Source organism: Actinomyces lilanjuaniae (assembly GCF_003606385.1).
Taxonomy (GTDB): Bacteria; Actinomycetota; Actinomycetes; order Actinomycetales; family Actinomycetaceae; genus Actinomyces; species Actinomyces lilanjuaniae.
In genome coordinates this window covers 133,561-154,193 of record NZ_CP032514.1, presented here as the reverse complement: position 1 = coordinate 154,193, position 20,633 = coordinate 133,561, and the positions used below count along the sequence as shown (strand labels likewise).

Below are 20,633 nucleotides of genomic sequence, written 5' to 3'. Positions count from 1 at the left end.
TGGTCTTACGGTCATGTTTATGTGCCCTGCGTTTACAGGCCTCTCTGGTAATGCCGCCACGACAACCAGTGGCGGCGACCAGGTAGGACCGGCCCTGCGAGGGCGCTGGCCAGGACCACATAATCCGATGACCCACACGCGTGAGCTCAATACCCCCGAGAAAGGAAGAGCCTCAGTGAGTGAGAACCTTGCCGCTGGTAGCGGGACACTCGTCAACGCAGCAAACACCGTGTCCACGCACCGGGCAGAGCAGAAGACCATCGCCAGCCGCGTCTCCGACGCCTCAGCACAGTCCCAGGCCGGGTGGAAGGGGGTTGGCGCCACTGCGGTTACCCAGGTAGTGACTCAGTGGATGGAGGCCGCCAACCGTATCGACCGGGCACTGAACTCCCTGGAGGAGGCCCTGCGTAGCACCGACAAGAGCTACCAGGCAACCGAGGAGGAGGCAGCCTCTGCTGCCGCGCAGATCGGAGCGAGCGTGGGGACCTACCACGGGCTGCCGGGCTGATTCCAGCAACTCACAGAGGTATGAGGTACCTGTGGGCCACCAGGCCCGCCCCGTCTACACCATTCAGCGACGCAGTGCCCTTAACATCCCTGAAGGAGAGCACAGATGACCGACATGCTTGTGAACTACAGTTCCTTGGCTGCCTTGTCCGAGGCCATGACGCAGGCCTCCGCGCAGAGTGCAGCCAACGTGGAGAACATGGACGCTGAACTGCGGCCCACCCAGTCTGACTGGAGCGGCCAGGCGCAGCAGCAGTACACGATCGCCATGGCCGAGTGCCGGGCGGCGCTCAACGACATGCAGACCCAGATCGGCCGCCTGGGTGCCCACGTGTCCACCTCGTCGGCGAACTACAACTCGACCGACTCCAGCGCAGCAGGCCTGTTCGGCGCCTGAGCCGTCCGAGCCGCAGGGCGGCAGAGAGCCTGTCGCAGCAAGCCGACTCCGCCCGAGGAGGGCTGCGTGTTGTCGGGGGGTGCCCTGGGCAAGTCCCGGGGCACCCTCAGTTCCAGGTGCCGGGGCAGCGGCTCACCGACCTGCCTGGTCACACGCACTCACGGTACCTGGACAAGTCCCAGGCCAGCCGCTGCATGATCCCCGGTAGCAAGACCGCCGCCTGAACGCGTTACGGGGCCTCGGGTGGCGTCATCGCCCGGTGCCGAGGAGCACGCCGCCCCTGTGTCGACGGCTGCACTGGTCGCTGCACCGCTAGCTCTGGCCTGGCTGCGTCAGGCGTGAGCAGGCCGCTGGAGACAACGGTCCCAGGTGGAATAGCCCCAGGTGGAGGCGGGGGAGCGGGAGATGTCGGCGGTGGCGCAGCAGGCCCCGCCACGACGGCAGCAGGACCTGGACGGCTGGTGACTGTGACCGTACCAGTCAGGAGATCCAGCACGGACTGCCTGGCTCCGGGACCCGCAGCCTCGCCGGTGCGTCGCTGCAACGGCAGCAGCAGCCGCAGGACGGCACGAGCGGAGGCCCTGCCCAGGCCCGGTGCGCTTCCCCGGCTCGGGGCAGAGGAGGCGGCCGACACCGCCAGCAGGCCCGGCGTGCGCCCCGAGCGAGCCTCTACCAGCACCAGCAGCACCACGGTCTCCAGAGCAACCATCCAGGCGAGGACGCCTGATCCCAGCCCCACGCCGACAGCCACAGCGGGCAGCGCCACCACCAGGACGTCCAGGAGGACAGCGAGCACCGCCTCGCCGGCCGTCAGCGCCCGCCAGGAGGTGTGGGCACCCCGCACAGCCGTGCCGGGCCGAACCTGCCTCATACCTGCCTCATATCTGCCTCATCGTGTCGATCAGTCCAGCGGCAACCACCGCCGATGGAAGCGCGCACAGGGCCGCGAGCCCTTGCACGAGGTCACCCGCCCGGCCCCACCACGCCGAGGGGTGAAGACTGAGCATCACGCCAGCGGTCATCAGTCCGCCCCCGGCCAGCATGAGGCCGCCAGCGACCATGCTGCCGGAGCCGCCAGAGAGCGTGGCGGCCAGGACGTCCTCAGAGCCCGACAGGCAGGCGGCGAGGACCGTTACAACCATCACCACTGCGACCGCGACCCGTGGCAGCAGGCGCAGGGCCCGGGACCGGGCCGTCCGCGGCCTGAGCAGCAGCAGGGCCAGGACAGACGCGACCTCAGCCCGCGCACCCCATGCCGCCACGCCATCCGTGGCGGCAACCCGCAGGGCCGTGAGGCTGCCAGCCACCACCATCGCGGCCAGGACCACCTCCAGCTCAACGGAGACGACCAGCGCGTCCCGGACCGTGCGAGCGGCCCGGGAGCCGGTGACACGTGCTGCCCTGGACGGCCTACGCTCCCGCACCGACCTGCCCACCAGCCTGCGCGCGTCCAGGTCCAGGACCTGGGTGTCCGGGAAGGTCACGGCAAGGCCGGGGACCAGCAGGCCGCCCACCGCCCCGAGCGCCATGACGACCAGGAGAACAGGCGTCAGGGGCAGACTCAGCGCGTAGACACAGGTGACTAGGACTGCGAGAAGCGTCCAGGACCACACCGACACCGCGCTCCCGACACCACGGCGGGCCAGCCACAGGAGCATGGCTGCCGCAGCGGCACCCCACGATGCTGCCAGCGCCGTCACCACACCCGGGTCCACCAGTCCCCAGGAACCAGCAGCACCGCGCCGGCCGCCCCCAGCAGGGGCAGCCCCAGGCACGCGGCAGCCTCATGCGTGGGAGTCCTCTCCTCCTCCCCCGTGCGCCAGGCAGAGCAGGCGACCAGGAGGACGATGAGCGCTGCGCCCGCAGCCTTGGCTGCCGGGGGCAGCAGCACGGGCCACCCCACCACTGCGGGCACCCCACCCAGTAGCAGCACGAGCAGCGCCACCAGGAGGGTCGCAGGAAGAACCAGCGACGTGCCCCGCAGGACCTGTCCAGCAGCCTGGAGCAGCCGACCCCTTCTGCCTGCACCCAGACGGGGTCCGTCGTCACCAAGGAGGAGCACGGAGCCTTCCGGCACGTCGGCGCCCAGGACGGCACTGCCGCCCACGTAGCCCCCGTCCGCCGTCGTGACGCTGACCTCCTGGAAGCCTAGGCGGGCAGTCTGGGAGAACAGGAGCGCGGCAACTGTCGTCCCGGTGCGCACGGCCACGTCGAGCCGCTCCCCCTCATGCACGAGGGTCACGTGCGTGCTGGTCGTACTCATTCCGGGTACACGCTCCAAGGGTGACGGGGCAGGGTCGGCAGGACGCAGGACAGGCCACCGGGCCAGCCACTACTGTGGGTAGGGTAGTCACGATTCTATCGAGCGAGCACGCAGTGGCAGAAGCGGATGGCACGTCTCATCCGCTGACTGTCATCTGCTGGCTGTCCCGGCCCCCGACGGAAGGCCCCGATTGAACGACGACACTGCCAGCGGACCCGAGGCCCTGGAGGCCCCGACCGAGACGATCGAGGTCAAGGCGCCTCCCAACGCCATCATCCCCCAGGACACGACCAGCACGCTGGCCATGGTGCTGCCGCTGACGGGCTCGATGGGCGTCATGGTGTTCATGGCGGTGTCTAACAGCAGCAACACCCGGATGATGTTCATGGGTGGCGGCATGGTGGTCGCGATGCTGTCCATGGTGGCGGCCAACATCTACCGCCAGGTCCGGCAGCACAGGAACAACGTCGCCAACCAGCGGCGGGAGTACCTGGCCTACCTCTCGGAGGTCCGTGACACTGTGCGCAGCACGGCCGCGCTCCAGCGCCGTCGCGCCCTCTCCCTCCTGCCGGACCCTGAGGCGCTGCCGTTCCTGGCCCACCAGGGTGTGCGCGTGTGGGAGCGCGCCCGCTCTGGCTCGGACCCGCTGAGGGTCCGGGTGGGACGTTCCACCCAGCCGCTGGCGGCCAGGCTGGAGGCGGAGGAAGTGGGCGCGCTGGCCAGCCCGGACCCGGTGTGCGAGTCGGCGATGCGCCGCTTCCTGGACACCCACACCCATGTGGACGCCCTCCCGCTAAGCACCTCCCTGAGCGGTATCTCTCATCTCGAGATCGCGGGAGCGGGCGAGTCCACCCGGGCACAGGCCAGGGCGCTGCTCGCCCACCTCATGACCCTGACGCCGCCCAGCATGCTGCGCGTGGTCGTGGTGGCCGCCCAGGAACGCCTTCCAGCATGGGAATGGGTCAAATGGGCTCCCCACGCCTGGTCCGAGCGGGTGGAGGATGCCGCCGGTCCTGCCCGTCTCATCGCCGCCTCGCTGGAGGAGCTGGCCGACAGGCTGCCGGGGGCACTGGAGGGGCACGGCCTCTCCTTCCAGGAGAACCAGGAGGCCGACAGGCCACAGCCTCATGTCCTCGTCGTGGTTGACGGTTCTCGCATCTCCCCGTCCTCACCGCTGGCCGCGCAGGCAGACCTGCCCGGCGTCACGGTGGTCGAACTGGTAGAGGCCCCGTCGCACACAGTGTCACAGACCAGGATGCGCCTGGTTCTGTCTCCTGGTGCCGCTGGAGCAGGCGAGCCGGAGGCGCAGCTCCTGGCTGCGGGTCAGGACCCCGTCCCAGTCGTGGTCGACCTGCTCAGCACGGAGGAAGCCGAGGCGGTGGCCCGCCGTCTGGCCGCGCGTTTCACCACGGCTGGGGAGGAGGTGGTCTCCGCACCGGTGGGCACCTCCGACCCTAGTCGCTCGGCCGACCTCATGGAACTGCTCGGGCTGGGCGACGTACGGGACTTCGACCCGCAGCGCCAGTGGGTGCGGCGCAGCGGCGACCAGCGCCTCAGCGTCCCCTTCGGAGTCACCCCGGAGGGAGAGGCAGTGAGCCTGGATATCAAGGAGTCGGCCGAGGGCGGGATGGGTCCCCACGGGCTGCTGGTGGGGGCGACAGGCTCGGGCAAGTCAGAGGTCCTGCGTACGCTGGTCCTGGCACTCTCACTGACCCACTCACCCGAGCAGCTCAACTTTGTCCTGGTTGACTTCAAGGGCGGAGCCACCTTCGCCGGCATGTCCGAGCTCCCCCACGTGTCCGCCATGATCTCCAACCTGGAGAGCGAGTTGGACCTGGTTGACCGCATGGAGGAGGCCCTGCGTGGAGAGATGGTGAGACGCCAGGAGATCCTGCGCGACACCGGGAACTACGCCAACGTCTCCGACTACGAGGAGGCCCGGCGCGCGGGACGCCACAACGGCCCTGTCCTGCCCGCCCTGCTGGTCATCCTCGACGAGTTCTCCGAGCTGCTGTCCGCCAGGCCCGAGCTCATCGACTCCTTCGTGGCTATCGGCCGCCTGGGCCGCTCCCTGCAAGTCCACCTGCTCATGTCCTCCCAGCGCCTGGACGAGGGGCGGCTGCGCGGCCTGGACTCCCACCTGTCCTACCGGATCGGCCTGCGCACCTTCTCCGCCATGGAGTCCCGTGTGGTCCTGGGGGTCACCGACGCCTACGAGCTACCCTCCCTGCCTGGATCGGGCTTCCTCAAGAGCGACAACCAGACTATGACCCGCTTCCGGGCCGCCTACGTGGCAGGCCGCCACCCACACGCCCCTCCCCGCAGCCGCACTGGGGCGAGGAGGTCCTTGCTGCCCCTCAGCCCACCGGCCCGGTCGAGGTGGTCCCCTTCACGGCCGCTGAGACTGTCAGGGCTGTCGAGGCGGCTGTTGGCGCGGTGCCCGCTGGCCCTGGAGCAGCAGCCCCACCTCCCCCGCCACCGCCCCGCCGCCCGTCACGCCACCCGCTGCGCCATTGACTGCGGACACCGGCGCCGCGGACGGTAACGACTCCCACGACGACCCTACGCAGACATGTCCATGCTGGACATCGCCGTGAGCCGGATGGCGGGGCACGGCACTCCTGCCCACCAGATCTGGCTGCCGCCCCTGGAGGTCAGTGAGACGCTCGACTCCCTGACGGGCGACCTGGTGACTGACGACGCCCTGGGGCTGGTCTCCCCCTCTTGGAGGTCACGCGGTGACCTGGTGGTGCCCCTGGGGGTCACCGACATCCCCCTGGAGCAGCGTCGGGAGCACTTCACCGTGGACCTGTCCGGGGCGGGCGGGCACGTGGCGGTGGTCGGTGCTCCCCTGTCAGGCAAGTCCACCGCCCTGCGCTCGCTCCTGATGGGACTGGCCCTCACCCGTACCCCGGCCGAGGTGCAGGTCTACGTCATTGACCTGGGTGGCGGGACCTTTGCCACCATGCAGGACCTGCCCCACCTGGCGGGCATGGCCACCCGCGACGACCCTGACGTGGTGAACCGGATCATGGCTGAGATCTCCTCCCTGCTTGACGACCGGGAGCGCTACTTCCGGGCCAACCGGGTGGACTCCATCCAGACCTACCGCCACCAGCGTTCCGCCGGGAACCTCGACGACGGGTACGGGGACATCTTCCTGGTCGTGGACGGCTGGGGCACCCTGCGCGCGGACTTCGAGGATGTCGCGGCGCAGATGATGAATCTGGCTTCACGGGCACTAGCCCTGGGTGTCCACTTCGTCCTGTCCTCGGTGCGGTGGATGGACGTGCGCCCCCAGATCCGCGACCTGATTGGCACCAGGATCGAGCTGCGCATGGGTGACGCTGCTGACTCCGAGCACGGCCGCAAGGTGGCCCAGACCGTACCTCAGGGCAGACCAGGGCGTGGCCTTGACGCCCAGGGCCACCACATGCTCCTGGCCCTGCCGCGCATCGACGGCGACCATGCCCCGGCCTCCCTGGCCCAGGGCGTGGAGCAGGCCTGCCGCGCAGTGGCCAGCGCGTGGAAGGGCGCACCCGGACCTAAGCTCCGCCTTCTGCCCACCCGTGTGGAACTGGCCGCGCTGCGAGAGCGGGTGCCCGCCCGCTCCGGGCCTGTGATCGGCCTCGACGAGGCCCGCCTGGCACCGGTGGAACTTGATATGCGCAAGGACCCCAGTCTTATCGTGCTCGGCGACGCCAAGACCGGCAAGTCCTCCTTCCTGCGCGCCCTGGCGGCTGAGTTGAGCCGGTGCCACCAGCCCGACCAGGCGCGGCTTCTAGTCCTCGACCTGAGGCGCTCCCTGCTGGGTGAGGTCTCAGAAGAGCACATGCTGGCCTACCTCACGACCCGTGATGCCGCCACCGGGGAGCTCCGCAGCCTGTACGACTACCTCCAGCGACGGCTGCCCGGGCCACAGGTGACTCCCGAGCAACTACGTAACCGATCGTGGTGGGAGGGGCCGGAGATCTACCTGCTCGTGGACGACTACGACCTGGTCGTCACAGGCCAGACCAACCCGCTGCTCGTCCTCCAGCCCCTGCTGGCCCAGGCTCAGGACATCGGCCTGCACCTGGTGCTGACCCGGCGTATCGGTGGGGCCACCCGTGGCATGTTCGAGCCGGTCATGCAGACGCTCACCGACCTGTCCACGCCCGGGATCATGCTCCCGGGCAACCCGGAGGAGGGGCCGCTGCTGGGTCGGCAGAAGCCTGTGCCCGGGCCCCCCGGGCGGGCACGCCTCATCACCCGCGACGAAGGCGTGCGAGTGCTCCAGCTCGCGTGGGCACCACCGAGCCTGTACGGCCGCTAACCGGGTCAGGGTCCAAGCCGCCCGGAGGGGACTTCCTACGGACGCTGGCCAGGTGCGCTCTGTCTCTAGGCCCCGGGGGAAGATGCGACTGTCGCCGGGGTCGCCAGGACCGGCCGCCTTCCAACCCCCTCCGAGGGAGGACGAGACCGTATCGTGATCTCATCCGAAAGGATGAGAGAGTCTCCCGCTGGTCACGCAATGATGACGCCATGAGACACAGACACTCCCGCCTGTCACGCCTGGCCTCGGGTGCCCTGGCCCTGGGTCTGGCGCTGCCTCTGGCTACCTTCCTTCCCCTGTCCTCGGCATCGGCCGCCGGGGACCCTGCCCCGGACCCGGGCAGCAGCGCTACCGACTCGGCCGCGCCAGGCACGTCATCGTCGGGTTCCGACTCGGCGCCCTCTCCCGCCACCCCTGGCGCCGCGAGCCCAGGCCTCCAGCGCTTCTACGACCAGGGCCTGGCCTGGGTCGGCTGCGAGGACGGCAGCGAGGGGTACGAGTGCGCCACCCTCACGGTGCCGCTGGACTACGACCAGCCCGACGAGCAGACCATCACCCTGGCCCTCAAGAGGCTGCCCGCCTCCGACGGCGACGCCGAGGGCGGCTCCCTGTTCCTCAACCCCGGCGGCCCCGGCGGCAGCGGCGTTGACCTCGTCCCCGCAGCCTCCACGTTCTTCACCCCGGAGACCCTGTCCACCTACGACGTCATCGGCTTCGACCCCCGGGGCGTGGGCAGCTCGACACCGCTGACCTGCTGGAGCCAGGAGGATGTGGCCGCCTATCTTGAGGACCTGCGTGCCCGGGAGCAAGAGGGCAACGACCCTGCCGTGGCCGCCGCCCTCCTCGGCCTCAGCAGCGAGGAGGACCTGGAGGCAAGCAGCCCGGCTGGCCCTATGGAGCTCATGACCATGCGGTCCCAGGCCGACAGTGCAGAGGCTATGGTGGCCGTTGGGCAGGAATACGCCTCAGCCTGCGAGACCTACTCGGAGGTGCCTGAGATCCTGGACCACATGGACACCGTCACGGTGACCCGGGACATGGACGTCATGCGGCAGGTGGTGGGTGACCAGAAGCTCAACTACCTGGGGATCTCCTACGGCACCTACCTGGGCGCATTCTACGCCGACCTCTTCCCGGACCGAGTGGGGCGCACGGTGCTGGACAGCGCCATGGACCCCTCCATCACACGCTCCCAGGTCCACGCCGACAACGTCGCCCACTACGAGTACACGCTGCGCACCTACGTAGAGTCCTGCCTGGGGGAGCAGGGGTGCCCGCTGAGCGGCACCACACAGGAGGCGCTCGACCAGCTCGACACCTTCCTCACTGGTCTGGATGCCGACCCCCTACCTGTTGACGACCAGCCGTTCGGGCTCGACAGGGAGCAGATGCTCAACCTTATCCTGCGCATCACCACGCAGAACCAAGGCTACTGGCCCTACCTGACCGAGGGCCTGGCCCAGGCCATGAACGAGCGCAACGGGACGACCCTCGTGGATAACGTCATGACGGTCTCCTCGCTGGTCGGCGGGGACAGCGGGGTCCAGGAGCAGCTGCCGACCCCCGAGCAGGTCGCCCAGGACTGGAACAGCAACTTCGCCTTCTACGGTGTGCACTGCTCGGACTACCCCGACACCGGGGACGAGGCCACGTGGGACGCGCACGCCGCCGACCTCAAGGAGTCCTACCCGTTCTTCTACAACGACACGCGCGCCTACATCGACGCCTTCTGCCACGGCTGGGGGCACGCGGAGGACGCCCGGGACCCCGCACCCCTGAGCGCCTCGGGATCGGACCCGATCCTGGTGGTCGGTGTCTACGACGACTCCCAGACCCCCTACCCGTGGTCGGTGGCCCTGGCGGACCAGCTCGAGGCCGGGCACCTGCTGTCCGTCAACGAGGCGCTGCACGGCTCGGTCGGTCGCAACACGTGCTCCACCCAGGCCATCAACACCTTCCTCACGGAGGGGACGCTGCCGCAGGAAGGGCAGGTCTGCCCCACGGACCCCCTGGCCATGCCTGAGGACCAGGCCGCCTGAGGCGGTAGTGGCCTGAGAAAGTACTGGCCCGGCTCAGGGGGCGCCGCAGCGTGCGGTCCCCTGAGCCGGGTCACATGCATCCGCTCACACACAATCCATCCGGAGAGTTAACTCCCACGTCGCCCACCCAGGAACCCAGCCCCCAACGCAACCCACCCAGGAACCCAGCCCCAACGCTACCCACCCAGGAACCCAGCCCCACGCGACCCACCCAGGAAACCTGTGGTGCAGGCGAGGGCTTGTTCGATCAGCATCGGCCGAGAGGAAAACAGCCAGGCCTCACCAGTAAGAACGGGCGGCCCCACCGCCTCCGCCCTACCAGTGATGTTGGGGTGGTGTGCCCCACCGGCAAGGCGAGCCAGGATTAGGGGAGGACAGGAGCACGGGCGGAGTAGTTGTTTGCGCGATGTCAGCCCGGCGTGAAGCGTGCAAGGTGGGCTCACGCAGGTCATGCTGAGGCGGAAAACGTCAGCTAGAACGAGAACCGCGCCAGCCTGCCTTGACCTCCGCATGCGAGCCCAGTTCATCCTGCGCCACCACAACACGACAAAATCGAGTCACCCGCAAATCGCGCCACATATCCTTGCGCAGTTCCATCCCAGCCGACACAGCCAAAAAGACAACACAGGCTCCTGTCCCCGGTCGGACGCTCGATCGGGGACAGCCAAGACAGTCGGGGTCAGCCAAGACAGTCGAGACATGGATTAGGTCCCACTACCGGGCACGAGCCAACTCCCCGGTACCGGTTTACGACTCCAGGGTGCGCCAACGGAGTGCAGGGGAGTCGCACGACGTACCCCGACCTCGTAAACCACCGCAGGCTGGAACCTCGTATACCACCCCGAGCCGGAGCCGAGTCACCGCCAGGGCACCGGGCAGCAGGACACCGGACAGCCAGCGAGGGCACCAAGCAGGCAGTGCCCGCAGCACCGGGAAGTCAGCACCTCAAACATGGAAAACACCTCGCCTCCGACTCTTCAGCCGATGACGAGGTGTGGCGCGCCCGAAGGGATTCGAACCCCCAACCTTCTGATCCGTAGTCAGATGCTCTATCCGTTGAGCTACAGGCGCACGTCGTTGCCGACAGGAATGAAGGCTACTCGGAGCACCGCTGCTGGACAAATCCAGGTCTCGTGAGGCTTGGCACAGAGATCCAGCCCTACTGCACCCTCGCGGCCTGGTCTCACCGGACCAGACACTCCTCCGGGAAGCACAAGGCCCCGCCAGGAGTCCTGACGGGGCCTCACCACAGACCGTGGCGAAGATCAGACCATGGCGGAGATGGGGAGATTCGAACTCCCGAGGGGCTTCCACCCCAACCTCCTTAGCAGGGAGGCGCACTAGGCCACTATGCGACATCTCCATCACCCGCTTGGGCAACAGACAGCCCACGCAGAACCGCTGTCCGGTGGACCGCCGCGGAGAGGGAGGGATTCGAACCCCCGGTGCGCCAGGCGCACAGCGGTTTTCAAGACCGCCACATTCGGCCGCTCTGTCACCTCTCCGACATCCCGCCTGAGGCGGAACGGGCGTCACTCTACCATCTCACCCAGGTCGGCACCAGCAGAGTACTCAAGATCAGCACAGCCACCCCGGCCCACGCCGCCCCGGCCTCAGCGCCCAAAGAACCCTCGCCGCCGAGGCTGCTGGGCGTGCACCGGTACCGCAGACTCCGGCTTGTCCAGCCGCCCCTCCGCCAGGGCCTGCCCCAGGCACGGCCAGACAGGCAGGCGGGGAACAAGGGTCATCTGCAGCGCGTGGTAGACGTCCGGATGCCCCTCCCAGGTCCGGGTGGAGGGCTGGTTGTCCTGGTCCAGCTCGTGGGTCCACACGCCCGGATCTGTGATGAGGAACTCCTCGGCGTAGTCGATCCAGGAGCGGTAGCAGTGCTCGTAGAGCTCGACGTTGATCTCACCGCGACCGTCGTCCAGCAGCGCCCGCCGCAGGGCGGCTGCAGCACTAACACCCTCACAGACCACCCAGTGCATGCGCTCACGCACCACCGGGCTGCCGCCGAAGTCGGTGGTGTAGACGAAGCCCGCAGCCCCGTCCGCCCTCCAGGCGTCAGTGCGGGCACGGTCAAAGAGGGACTCGGCAGCGTCTAGCATCCAGTCCGGCACCGGTAGCGAGCGCGCCACCAGCGCGCCCCGAGCCTGAACGGTTAGCCGTGCCCACTCCAGGCCGTGACCGGGAGTGACCCCGTAGGGGCGGAAGGGGTGGGCGGGCTGATCGCGGTTGTAGTCCCGCACAGGACGCCAGGCAGAGTTGTAGTGCTCCGGCAGCCGCCACTCGTTGGCGCGCGCCTGGACGTTGACGGCAAAGTCAATGACCTGCACAGCTCGTTCCAGCCACTTGACGTCACCGGTAACGTCAGCGGTAGCCAGGTAGGCCTCCACTGTGTGCATGGCGGCGTTGATCCCCCGGTAGTCCTCCGGGTCGGTGAAGTCCGCCGCGTAGGACTCCACCGGCAGCCCGTAGCGCTCGTCCCACCAGTAGCGGTCCTGGACCGCCGTGGCCTCCAGCAGAAGGTCGTGGGCACCGGGGCGGTCAGCGGCAGTAGCCGTGGCGGCCGCCAGCAGGACGAAGGCGTGCTGGTAGCACTCCTTGCGGGCCTGCGCCTCCACCGGGACACCGTGGCCCTGGCCGTCTGGCTCGTGTCCGACCGCAGAGTGCCAGCCGCCGTGGACATGGTCACGCAGCACCGTCCGCAGCGCCCGAACGCCGTGGTCGGCGTAGCGTCGGCACCCGGGAATACCCATGAGGGCACCCAGGGAGAACGCGAAGGTCATGCGACCGGTGATCCACAACTCCACTGGGTGGGAGGTGTCCACCGCCCCGTCCTGGCCGATCCATCCGAATCCTGCTGGCACGGCTGCACCGCGCGCGTACCGCAGGAGTGCGTGCGTCTCCTCAGCCAGCCAGCGGTTGTGCTCCGGAGCACCGAACCATCCCAGTCCCATCAGTCCTCCTCGACCTGGTGCCGTGGTGTTGAGGACGACGGCGGCGCGGAGGTGGTGCGGTGGTCAGACGCGCCGCCGTCGTCTACCCCGCAGGCTACCAGGCCACAGCCAGCCAGCGGCAGGTCCCAAGGCACCTGTTCCCCGCCAGCCGTCCCGGGGCGGCTCGGCTAGCCCTCCCGGGGCCAGCTCTTCTCCGCGCTGGACAGGGCCTCCTTGGGGCTGAGCTCGCCCGTGGTCCACCGGGTCAGGTCCGTCCACAGAGCCCCGGCACCGACCACGGCAGGCATGGAGTCACTGGCATCCATACGGACCGTGGTCTCCCGGGACTGCAGCAGGGTCGTGGCACGCTGGGCCACGTCGCTGGGGATCTGGGAGGCGTCCACGCCCTGGTGCGCGGTGGCCACGCCCCCCAGGGAGGCCCTCTCCTGCGCCCAGTGCGCCGAGGTCAGGTAGTCCATAAGCGCGGCCTGGGCCTCTCCCTGCGCCAGGGCTACCAGGTAGTCGCTGCCCACGAGCACCGGGGCGGCACTACGATCGGCAGAGGGCGTGAGGAAGGCGGAGACGGCGGCACCGGTGCGCACCGTCGTGGAGGCCGAGGACGCCGTCGGGCTCGCGGCCGGGCTGGGCACCTGGGAGGGAACCTCCGCACTCCCAGCATCCCCGGTACTGCCGACGTCCTCCGTGTCGCGCGGCGTGGAGTAGGCCACCGGGCTGTCCCCGTCGGCGTCGGTGACCATGGTCCCCTCGGGCAGCATGGTCTCAAAGGAGGAGGAGGCGTGCAGCATGAGGCAGCGACCCTCCAGCAGGGCGCTGCCCGCCTCCTCCACGCTCCTGGCGGCAGCGGCTTGCCGCCCACCGTCCACGTGCCCGTCAGCCAGGACCAGGTCGTCCACCGCCGTGAGCGCCCTGACCGCAGAGGGGTCGTCAAGCGCGGACTGGTGACTGGCCCAGGTGTCATAGGGACCCGGCCCCTGGGTGGCCAGCATGGTGTCCTCCAGCCAGTCCGTCATAGTCCAGCCGGTCGACTCCCCGTCAGCCAGACCCAGGCACCAGGGAGTGACCACCCCGTCCGGGTGGTCCTCCACCACCTGCTCGGTCAGGGCCTCCAGGTCAGCCCAGGACCGGGGCACCTCGTAGCCGCTCTCAGCAAAAGCCACCGGCGAGTACCAGATGAAGGACTTGACCGAGGCCATGAGCGGTGCCGCGTAGGCAGTACCGTCATAGGTGCCTATCTGCGCCCACTGACGGTTCCAGCCGATCTCGATGTTGGCGTTGACCTGGTCGGGCAGGGCCACGAGCACGCCCGCCTCCGCCAGCTCGGCCACCAGCCCGGGCTGGGGCACGATCGCCAGGTCCGGCAGCTCCTGGCCCTCCTCCTGTCCCGCCACCGAGGCAGAGCCGGTGGTCCCCTCCAGCAGCTCGGTCTCCATGGAGCTGGAGCCGGTGTGGACGACGTCGATCCCCGTGCACTCCTCGAAGGTCGCCAAGGAGGCCTCAAAGCGCTCGGCCTCGCTGTCGCTCAGGGCAGACGACACGGTGACGACGGTGTCGTCAAAGGTGCCCAGGTGCTCAAGAGTGTCACAGCCGCCTGCAGCCCCCGAGCCACCCGGGTCCTCAGCGGAGGAGCAGGCCCCCAGGCTAGCGCCAGCCAGGGCAAGAGCACCTATCAGCCCCAGGAGACGGGCTGGGACACGGGCCGGAAAACGTCGCATACGTCCTACCTCACTCGCTCAACCAGGGCGTCCAGGACGGCCGCGCAGCCGTCCCACCACACGGGCTCTGTCACGATGTCGCCCCGGTCGCGCACCCACTGCGGGGCACTGGCCATGACGACACCCGCCCCGGCCCACTCGAGCATCTCCACGTCGTTGGAGCCGTCCCCCACAGCCAGGGCGTGGGAGGCGTCAGTACCCAGCCGCTGCACCAGGTCCTCCAGCGCCCTCGCCTTGGTCACACCCTGCGGCGCCACGTCCAGCCAGGCCGTCCAGCCGACGGCATACTCCACCGAGTGCAGGCCGGAGCCACGAACCAGCGCGGAGAAGCGGTCCACAGGCATACCCGGGGCACGCAGGACCACCCGGGTCACCGGGGCGGAGCACAGGTCGGCGACACTGACCACCTCGTAGTCCTCGATCAGCTCTCCGTCAGGGAAGGGGCGGGAGACCTTGAACCCCGCCCCGGGGTCCTCCACAGCGACGATCCCGTCCGGGACAGCCTCCAGGAGAGTGCAGATCGCGGTGGTGGGGTCGAAGGTCCACGAGCTGACGACCTCGTAGCCGCCGGGGGCGTGGGGGTCCAGGCGCAGGGTGAGCGCACCGTTGGCGCACACCATCCAGCCACTGACCAGGCCCATGTAACGGGCCACGGGCATGGCCGCCTGGACCCCGCGCCCGGTGGCGATCACCACCGTGACGTCGTAGGAGCGCAGGCGGGCGACAGAGGCCATGACCCGCTCGGAGACCCTCCCGTCCATGTCCAGCACGGTGCCGTCCACATCCAGGGCGACGACAGTGCGCGGGCCGGGTACGAGGTTGGTCCCGCCTGACTGGTGCAGGCGGTCCAGGTCCCGCACCTTCTCCTGGACCAGCACGTGGTACTCCTCGTGGCTCAGGGGCCGGTGCATGCCTCGCCCCGGGGCGTCTTCACCACCGCCGCCCAGGCGCAAGGGCGGCCCGGAGGGCCGGGTGACAGACGGCGCGGCAGGCAACGCAGCAGATGATGCAGCAGAGGACGCAGCAGGTGAGGTGTCAGGCACGGTGAGCAGCCGTCTCAGGCCCGGACCCTGGCGGGCTCGATGACCTCACAGCCACCCAGGTAGGGGCGCAGTCCCTCGGGCACGCGTACGGACCCGTCCGCCTGCTGGTGGTTCTCCAGGATCGCGACCAGCCACCGGGTGGTCGCTAGCGTCCCGTTGAGCGTGGCCACGGGGGCGGTGCCGCTCTCACGGCGCTCGCGCACGGCCAGGCGGCGGGCCTGGAAGGTAGTGCAGTTGGAGGTGGAGGTGACCTCCATCCACCTCTCCTGGGTGGGAAGCCAGGCCTCGCAGTCGAACTTGCGGGCCGCCGATGAGCCCAGGTCGCCCGCAGCGGTGTCGATGACCCGGTAGGGCAGGCCGACCAGAGCGAGCATCTCCTCCTCCATGGCCAGCAGCCGCTGGTGCTCCTGCTCCGCCTCCTCAGGACGGCAGTAGGAGAACATCTCCGCCTTGTTGAACTGGTGGACCCGGATGATGCCCCGGGTGTCCTTGCCCGCGGCCCCGGCCTCACGCCGGTAGCAGGTAGACCAGCCCATGTAGCGCCGCGGGCCGCTGGCCAGGTCCAGAATCTCGTCAGTGTGGTAGCCGGCCAGCGCCACCTCCGAGGTCCCGGTGAGGTAGAGGTCGTCAGCCGGAAGGTAGTAGATCTCGTCGCTGTGGGCGCCAAGGAAGCCCGTGCCGCCCATGATCTGAGGGGTCACCAGTGTCGGGGTAGTCATGGGGGTGAAGCCGTGAGCCAGCGCCCGGTCCAGGGCCGCCGTCATCAGGGCCAGCTCCAGACGCATGCCCCACCCCTTAAGGAAGTAGAAACGCGAGCCGGAGACCTTGGCCCCACGACGGGTATCGATCATGTCCAGCCCCTCGCCCAAGGTCAGGTGGTCCACAGGCTGGAAGCCCTCAGCGGCGAAGTCACGGGGCTGTCCGCCCTCGTGCCGCAGGACGACGAAGTCCTCCTCCCCCCCACTGGGGGCCCCGGCAATGAGGTTGGGCAGCTGGAGGGCCAGCTCCTCCAGGTCGGCGGCGGCCCGGCTGGAAGCCGCCTCAGCCTCCTTGACCTGCTCCGCCAGCGCCTTGGCCCGGGCCAGGACCTCCTGGCGCTCCTGCGGCGCGGCCTTGCCCACGGAGCGAGAGACGGCCTTCTGCTCCGCACGCAGCCCCTCAAAGGTCCCCAGGGCCTGCCGACGCGCCTCATCTGCCGCCAGAACCTGGTCCACGAGCCCGGCGTCCGCGCCACGAGCACGCTGGCTGACACGGAAGGGCTCGGGGTTCTCGCGAAGCGCACGCAGGTCGATCATAGAGCGAGTGTAGCCAGAGCCGACCCTGGTCCGCGCGCCGTCCCCGCAGCCCGGGGTCGGCGCGAACGGCACAGACGACGACTAGACGATAATACGCGCCTCATATCACCTGTGAAAGTAACGTTATTGGTGAGGCGTACCCTATAGTGCTCTCTTGTAAGAAAAACCTCCCACCTCCTTCGGCTTCACTTCTCACTCACCACCCGCTCACCCGCCACCCAAGTCACCAGCCTTCCGCCCCGGCCACCAGGCATCTTCCACCAGACCTCTACCGCGACAACAGGACGTGACCCAATGCCTACCTCTGCTCTCCCCTCCTTCTCACAGCTGAGAGCCTTCGTCGCACTGTGCGACCACCAGCACTTCGGTGAGGCAGCCTCCGCCCTCAGCGTCAGCCAGCCCAGCCTCTCCCAGGCCATCACCGCGCTGGAGAAGCGGGTCGGCGGCGAGCTCGTGGAACGCACCACCCGGCGCGTGCTGGTGACGTCACTGGGCGAGGCCCTCCTGCCCTTCGCACGGGAGGCCGTGCTCGCGGCAGAGGCCTTCAGCGAGGCCGTCGCCAGCCAGGGCGCAGTCCTGACCGGCTCCATGCGCCTGGGTGTCATCCCCACGATTGCCCCCTACCTGGCTCCGGTGCTCATGGACGGCCTGGCCGACCAGCTGCCCCAGATGGAGCTCGAGCTGCGTGAGATGGTCACCAGCGACATCCTGGAGCTGCTCAACCAGGGGCGCCTGGATGCCGCCATCATCACCCTCGACTCAGAGGTCCAGCGCACCACGGCCATCCCGATGTTCGACGAGCCGCTGATGGTACTCACGGCCAGGGACCACCCCTGGGCAGGTCGCACCGACCTGAGCACCCGCGAGCTCGACAACTACCCCCTCCTCATGCTGGACGAGCGCAACTGCCTGCGTGACCAGGCCCTGGCGCTGTGCCAGTCCTACGGGACCCAGCCCCCGGTCGCCGTGGCAACCACCTTGTCCACCGTCATCCGTATGGTCACCCACGGCACGGGTGTCACCGTCGTCCCCGAAGGCGCCCTACGCATGCTGGGGTCCCAGGAGGACTACGCCGTGGCCCGGTTCGCCCCTGACGCGGCCGGAGCAGTACCGGTACGCCAGCTGTGCCTGGTATACCGCAGCTCCTCCTCCCGAGGTCCGGACTTTGCACGCCTGGCCGAGCTGATCTCCGCCCTGGCCACCCAGGCGGGCCTGCCTGTACGGCCTGTCCAGGTACCGCAGGCCGCCTAAGCCCGCACAGACCTGCCGTCCAGCCCCTGGCCGCCAGCCCGCCTAGTGTGCCCGGCTTGCCCACCCTCCCAGGCTGGGAGCGGCTAGGCGCCTGGCACCAGGCCCGACCTCACCAGCTCAACCCCTGCGGCAGCCATCACCTCCCGGGCTGCCCGGCCCAGTCCGGGGCTCACCGGCTCGGTCAGGTCGGTGAGGACCCGTACCCGGTAGCCACGGGCGACCCCGTCCAGAGCAGTCTCCTTCACGCAGTGCGACTGCGCCAAGCCGACCACGTCGATCACCTCGGTACCGCATGTCCTGAGCAGGGCCTCCAGGTCAGCCCCGTCGTCAGCGACCGCCTCAAAACCGGAGTAGGCAGCCGAGTAGTGCCCTTTGCGCAGCGCTGCGTCGGCCCGCAGCCCCGACAGCGCCGGGTGCAGGCGGGCCTGCGGGGTCCCGGCCACCCCGTGCGGGGGCCAGGTGTCGACATAGTCCGGGTCGGCAGAGAAGTGGTCGCCGGGGTCGATGTGCCAGTCCTGGGTGGTGACCACCAGGCCGTAGTCGTCCCCTGCAGCAGCGACGTAGGCGGCGATGCGGTGGGCCACGGCCTCGCCCCGGGCACGGCCAAGGCGCCGCCCTCGCAGAAGGTGGGCTGGACGTCAACGATGACAAGGGCGCGACGAGCCCGGGCACCAGGTGTGTCAGCCATGAGGCGCACCCTAGCCCAGGACTCCTGTGTAGCCTGCCCCATGGACGCAGGAGCCCACGCAGCCCCCTCGCCTGCGTGGTGGCCAACCCCTCCAAGCAGAAGGTCACCGATGCGGTCCGGGACCTCCTGGACACCACCTTGTGCGAGGCGGGGTACCGCAGACCGGTCTGGCTGGAGACGACCACCTCGGAGACCGGGGCCACCCAGGCGCGGCTGGCCGTCGCGTCGGGGGCCGCCCTCGTGGTTGCCGCCGGGGGGGACGGGACCGTGCGTTCAGTGGCAGCCGGGCTGGCGGGCACCGGCGTCGAGATGGGGATCCTGCCCACAGGCACCGCCAACCTCGCGGCCCGCAACCTGCGCCTGCCGGTCGGCGACCTGTCGGCGGCGGCCCGCCTGGTTGCGCACGGCACGTCACGGCCCACCGACCTCGCCTGGGTACGCACCGACCCGGCCGATGAGCCGGGTAGCCACCCGGCTCTCACCGGCCCGGTCCTGCCCGGTATGCGCAGCAGCACCCACTCGCCCGCCCCAGCGGGCTCGGGCGGCGCCCTGAGCGCGCTGACCGCCCGGCGTGAGACGCAGCCTGCACAGGCCGAGGTGGATGACGGCGTGCCGCCGGACCAGGCCAGCACCTTCAGCCGCAGTGGTAGCCGCCGCGCCAGCGGTGCAGCCCCCGGCACCGACGCAGCTGCCGCCCCGTTGTCCCTGTCCAGCCCCCGGGGGATGGGCACGCCCCTCCCTGGGACGGGAGCACGCCTGCATGGTGGTGTCGGGGATCGGCTTCGACGCCGGGCTGGTCGCCTCCACTCGCCCCGGCCTCAAGGCCCGGATCGGATGGGGGCCTACGCCCTGGCCGCGGTGGAGAACCTGCGCTTCCCCCGCATGGACCTGGTCCTCAGCCTCGGCAGCCCCGGCGCCGGGGGTCGGTGGAGAGGTTCACCGCCCGCACCCTGCTCATCGCCAACGGCGGCATGCTGCCAGCAGGGATCACGCTGCTGCGCGACACCCGCCCGACGACGGCCTGCTGGACGTGGCCGCCATCGACACGGTCGGCGGTGTGCTGGGCTGGAGCTCGCTGGCCCGGCAGGTCCTCCCACCGCGCGCGGCCACCTACGCCAACCCCACGCGCGCCACCGGGCGCGTCGTGCGGCGCCAGGGCAGGGACGTCGCCGTGCGCGTGAGCACCCCGATGCTGGTAGAGGTTGACGGGGACCTCCTGCCGCCGACCCGGGGCGTGCGGGTGAGGCTGACCCACGGCGCGCTGCTCATCCGACGCCCCTAGGATGTCGGCACCCCCAGACGTGTCTCTCGACCTCTGTGCGCTCCTGCCCGGCGGCGTGCTGGCGCCCCCTGGACGTGTCACAGGTGGACGCTCGGCACAGGCTGTAGTCATGTCGCGTCTCGGCCGCTCTCACGTGCTCGTTAACCGGGGAGAGGAGGTCTGCTGCAACAGCCATGGCGGAAAGTATCCCTGTCGGGCATACTAGAAGTATGACTAGGGCGACGACGATCAAGGTCGAGACCAGTACCCGCGACGCAGTCCTCGCGCTCGCTAAGCGCCAGGGCGTGACCATGGACGTCGCCATCCGTACGATGACTGAGGCTGCGGAGCGCGAGCTGCGTTTTGCCGACCTCAAGGCAGCCATGGAGGCCAACCCGCCGGACGAGGCCTACCTCGCCGAGCTCGCGGACTGGGAGTCAGACGCGTGGAGCTGATGCCCCAACCCCGCACCGGTGAGCTGTGGTGGGCGGCTCCGGACTCGTCGGTCGGACGTGAGCAGGCTGGGCGACGCCCCGTGCTCGTCATCTCCGGTGCCCATTACCACGAGGCTGTGACAACGCTTGTCGTGACCGTCCCGGTGACCTCCATCGACCGAGGGTGGCCGAACCACGTGCGGATTCCTCGTGGTGGGAGACTGCCGCAGGACTCCTTCGCCATGACTGAGCAGGTGCGCACGATCTCCCGCAAGAGGCTTGTCGAACGCATAGGTATCGTCGAGCGCAGCATCGTGGAGGAGGCGCTTCGCTGGGTGAGGGACTGGCTCGCCTAGCGCCACGTCACCTGACCGCGCACCTAGGTTCCCGCCACCGCCTTGCCACCAACCTGGACGACCCCGCACACCCGGCGGCCAAGGTCCCGGCGCTGCCTTAGCCCGGCAGCCA

Annotated in this window: 17 protein-coding genes, 3 tRNA genes and 1 pseudogene; 10 read left to right on the top strand and 11 right to left on the bottom strand. The window is 69.4% G+C overall.

The features are described from left to right. Window positions 1–175 precede the first annotated feature (175 nt). Window positions 176–508: a WXG100 family type VII secretion target gene (locus D5R93_RS00695; protein ID WP_162933740.1), complete on the top strand. Its 333-nt coding sequence runs from the start codon at window positions 176–178 to the stop codon at window positions 506–508. Window positions 509–613: 105 nt separating this feature from the next. Continuing rightward, the gene (locus tag D5R93_RS00690) at window positions 614–904 is read left to right on the top strand and encodes a WXG100 family type VII secretion target (RefSeq protein ID WP_119836790.1); all 291 of its coding nucleotides are present in this window, start codon (window positions 614–616) and stop codon (window positions 902–904) included. Between the two features lie 229 nt (window positions 905–1,133). Here the strand turns inward: D5R93_RS00690 and D5R93_RS00685 are convergent, their stop codons facing one another. Genes D5R93_RS00685 through D5R93_RS00675 form a run of 3 tightly spaced genes read right to left on the bottom strand, consistent with a single transcriptional unit; the run spans window position 1,134 to window position 3,167 of the window. Further along, window positions 1,134–1,775: a hypothetical protein gene (locus tag D5R93_RS00685; protein ID WP_120203170.1), complete on the bottom strand. Its 642-nt coding sequence runs from the start codon at window positions 1,773–1,775 to the stop codon at window positions 1,134–1,136. Window positions 1,776–1,782: 7 nt separating this feature from the next. Further along, entirely contained in the window at window positions 1,783–2,607 is an 825-nt protein-coding gene (locus D5R93_RS00680) for a hypothetical protein (RefSeq protein WP_120203168.1), read from the bottom strand. Further along, the gene (locus tag D5R93_RS00675; protein WP_162933739.1) at window positions 2,601–3,167 is read right to left on the bottom strand and encodes a hypothetical protein; all 567 of its coding nucleotides are present in this window, start codon (window positions 3,165–3,167) and stop codon (window positions 2,601–2,603) included. The genes D5R93_RS00680 and D5R93_RS00675 overlap by 7 nt, the downstream gene beginning before the upstream one ends. A 190-nt stretch (window positions 3,168–3,357) precedes the next feature. On the opposite strand from D5R93_RS00675, the gene eccCa reads away from it, so the two are divergent. The 3 genes from eccCa to D5R93_RS00665 all read left to right on the top strand — a co-directional run bounded on the left by eccCa (window position 3,358) and on the right by D5R93_RS00665 (window position 9,521). Beyond that, window positions 3,358–5,712, top strand: coding sequence for a type VII secretion protein EccCa (gene eccCa, locus D5R93_RS13695; protein WP_243106850.1), 2,355 nt, complete (start codon window positions 3,358–3,360; stop codon window positions 5,710–5,712). Window positions 5,713–5,739: 27 nt separating this feature from the next. Beyond that, window positions 5,740–7,482: a type VII secretion protein EccCb gene (eccCb, locus tag D5R93_RS13690; protein ID WP_243106849.1), complete on the top strand. Its 1,743-nt coding sequence runs from the start codon at window positions 5,740–5,742 to the stop codon at window positions 7,480–7,482. A 209-nt stretch (window positions 7,483–7,691) separates the two neighbouring features. Further along, complete coding sequence (locus tag D5R93_RS00665) at window positions 7,692–9,521, top strand: alpha/beta fold hydrolase (protein ID WP_120203163.1); 1,830 nt, start codon at window positions 7,692–7,694, stop codon at window positions 9,519–9,521. 995 nt (window positions 9,522–10,516) lie between these two features. Here the strand turns inward: D5R93_RS00665 and D5R93_RS00660 are convergent. From D5R93_RS00660 to serS, 7 genes are all read right to left on the bottom strand, one after another. Continuing rightward, window positions 10,517–10,592 (bottom strand) — tRNA-Arg (locus D5R93_RS00660). A 202-nt stretch (window positions 10,593–10,794) separates the two neighbouring features. Continuing rightward, window positions 10,795–10,884: transfer RNA gene (locus D5R93_RS00655), tRNA-Ser, on the bottom strand. 56 nt (window positions 10,885–10,940) lie between these two features. Then, window positions 10,941–11,026 (bottom strand) — tRNA-Ser (locus D5R93_RS00650). Between the two features lie 108 nt (window positions 11,027–11,134). Continuing rightward, a complete protein-coding gene (locus D5R93_RS00645; RefSeq protein WP_120203161.1) occupies window positions 11,135–12,481 on the bottom strand; it encodes an AGE family epimerase/isomerase in 1,347 nt (448 codons plus the stop codon). Window positions 12,482–12,648: 167 nt separating this feature from the next. After that, window positions 12,649–14,193: an ABC transporter substrate-binding protein gene (locus D5R93_RS00640; RefSeq protein ID WP_119836795.1), complete on the bottom strand. Its 1,545-nt coding sequence runs from the start codon at window positions 14,191–14,193 to the stop codon at window positions 12,649–12,651. Between the two features lie 5 nt (window positions 14,194–14,198). Continuing rightward, the gene (locus D5R93_RS00635; protein WP_423243304.1) at window positions 14,199–15,071 is read right to left on the bottom strand and encodes an HAD family hydrolase; all 873 of its coding nucleotides are present in this window, start codon (window positions 15,069–15,071) and stop codon (window positions 14,199–14,201) included. Window positions 15,072–15,250: 179 nt separating this feature from the next. After that, on the bottom strand, window positions 15,251–16,531 hold the full coding sequence (gene serS, locus D5R93_RS00630) for a serine--tRNA ligase (protein ID WP_120203158.1): 1,281 nt from the start codon (window positions 16,529–16,531) through the stop codon (window positions 15,251–15,253). 294 nt (window positions 16,532–16,825) lie between these two features. On the opposite strand from serS, the gene D5R93_RS00625 reads away from it, so the two are divergent. Next, window positions 16,826–17,782 (top strand): LysR substrate-binding domain-containing protein, encoded by a 957-nt coding sequence (locus D5R93_RS00625; protein WP_119836798.1) that lies wholly within the window; start codon window positions 16,826–16,828, stop codon window positions 17,780–17,782. 83 nt (window positions 17,783–17,865) lie between these two features. Here the strand turns inward: D5R93_RS00625 and D5R93_RS00620 are convergent. After that, window positions 17,866–18,470 (bottom strand): annotated as a pseudogene (locus D5R93_RS00620) (isochorismatase family protein). Window positions 18,471–18,545: 75 nt separating this feature from the next. Between D5R93_RS00620 and D5R93_RS00615 the strand changes: the two are divergent. From D5R93_RS00615 to D5R93_RS00605, 4 genes are all read left to right on the top strand, one after another. Beyond that, the gene (locus D5R93_RS00615) at window positions 18,546–19,676 is read left to right on the top strand and encodes a diacylglycerol/lipid kinase family protein (RefSeq protein ID WP_243106848.1); all 1,131 of its coding nucleotides are present in this window, start codon (window positions 18,546–18,548) and stop codon (window positions 19,674–19,676) included. After that, window positions 19,648–19,752 carry a DUF1839 family protein gene (locus tag D5R93_RS14410; RefSeq protein ID WP_162933738.1) on the top strand — a complete coding sequence of 35 codons (105 nt, stop codon included), beginning with the start codon at window positions 19,648–19,650 and terminating at the stop codon, window positions 19,750–19,752. The genes D5R93_RS00615 and D5R93_RS14410 overlap by 29 nt, the downstream gene beginning before the upstream one ends. 209 nt (window positions 19,753–19,961) lie before the next feature. Then, entirely contained in the window at window positions 19,962–20,186 is a 225-nt protein-coding gene (locus tag D5R93_RS00610; RefSeq protein ID WP_243106847.1) for a hypothetical protein, read from the top strand. Next, the gene (locus tag D5R93_RS00605) at window positions 20,186–20,521 is read left to right on the top strand and encodes a type II toxin-antitoxin system PemK/MazF family toxin (RefSeq protein ID WP_120203155.1); all 336 of its coding nucleotides are present in this window, start codon (window positions 20,186–20,188) and stop codon (window positions 20,519–20,521) included. Before D5R93_RS00610 ends, D5R93_RS00605 begins: the two co-directional genes overlap by 1 nt. Window positions 20,522–20,633: the final 112 nt, after the last annotated feature.

Excerpts from the sequence above, each read along its gene's own strand:
- D5R93_RS00685 (WP_120203170.1), bottom strand. The coding sequence starts at position 1,775 with ATGAGGCAGGTTCGGCCCGGCACGGCTGTGCGGGGTGCCCACACCTCC.
- D5R93_RS00690 (WP_119836790.1), top strand. The coding sequence starts at position 614 with ATGACCGACATGCTTGTGAACTACAGTTCCTTGGCTGCCTTGTCCGAG.
- serS (WP_120203158.1), bottom strand. The coding sequence starts at position 16,531 with ATGATCGACCTGCGTGCGCTTCGCGAGAACCCCGAGCCCTTCCGTGTC.
- D5R93_RS00605 (WP_120203155.1), top strand. The coding sequence starts at position 20,186 with ATGCCCCAACCCCGCACCGGTGAGCTGTGGTGGGCGGCTCCGGACTCG.
- D5R93_RS00675 (WP_162933739.1), bottom strand. The coding sequence starts at position 3,167 with ATGAGTACGACCAGCACGCACGTGACCCTCGTGCATGAGGGGGAGCGG.
- D5R93_RS00645 (WP_120203161.1), bottom strand. The coding sequence starts at position 12,481 with ATGGGACTGGGATGGTTCGGTGCTCCGGAGCACAACCGCTGGCTGGCT.
- D5R93_RS00665 (WP_120203163.1), top strand. The coding sequence starts at position 7,692 with ATGAGACACAGACACTCCCGCCTGTCACGCCTGGCCTCGGGTGCCCTG.
- D5R93_RS00625 (WP_119836798.1), top strand. The coding sequence starts at position 16,826 with ATGCCTACCTCTGCTCTCCCCTCCTTCTCACAGCTGAGAGCCTTCGTC.
- D5R93_RS00640 (WP_119836795.1), bottom strand. The coding sequence starts at position 14,193 with ATGCGACGTTTTCCGGCCCGTGTCCCAGCCCGTCTCCTGGGGCTGATA.
- D5R93_RS00610 (WP_243106847.1), top strand. The coding sequence starts at position 19,962 with ATGACTAGGGCGACGACGATCAAGGTCGAGACCAGTACCCGCGACGCA.
- eccCb (WP_243106849.1), top strand. The coding sequence starts at position 5,740 with ATGTCCATGCTGGACATCGCCGTGAGCCGGATGGCGGGGCACGGCACT.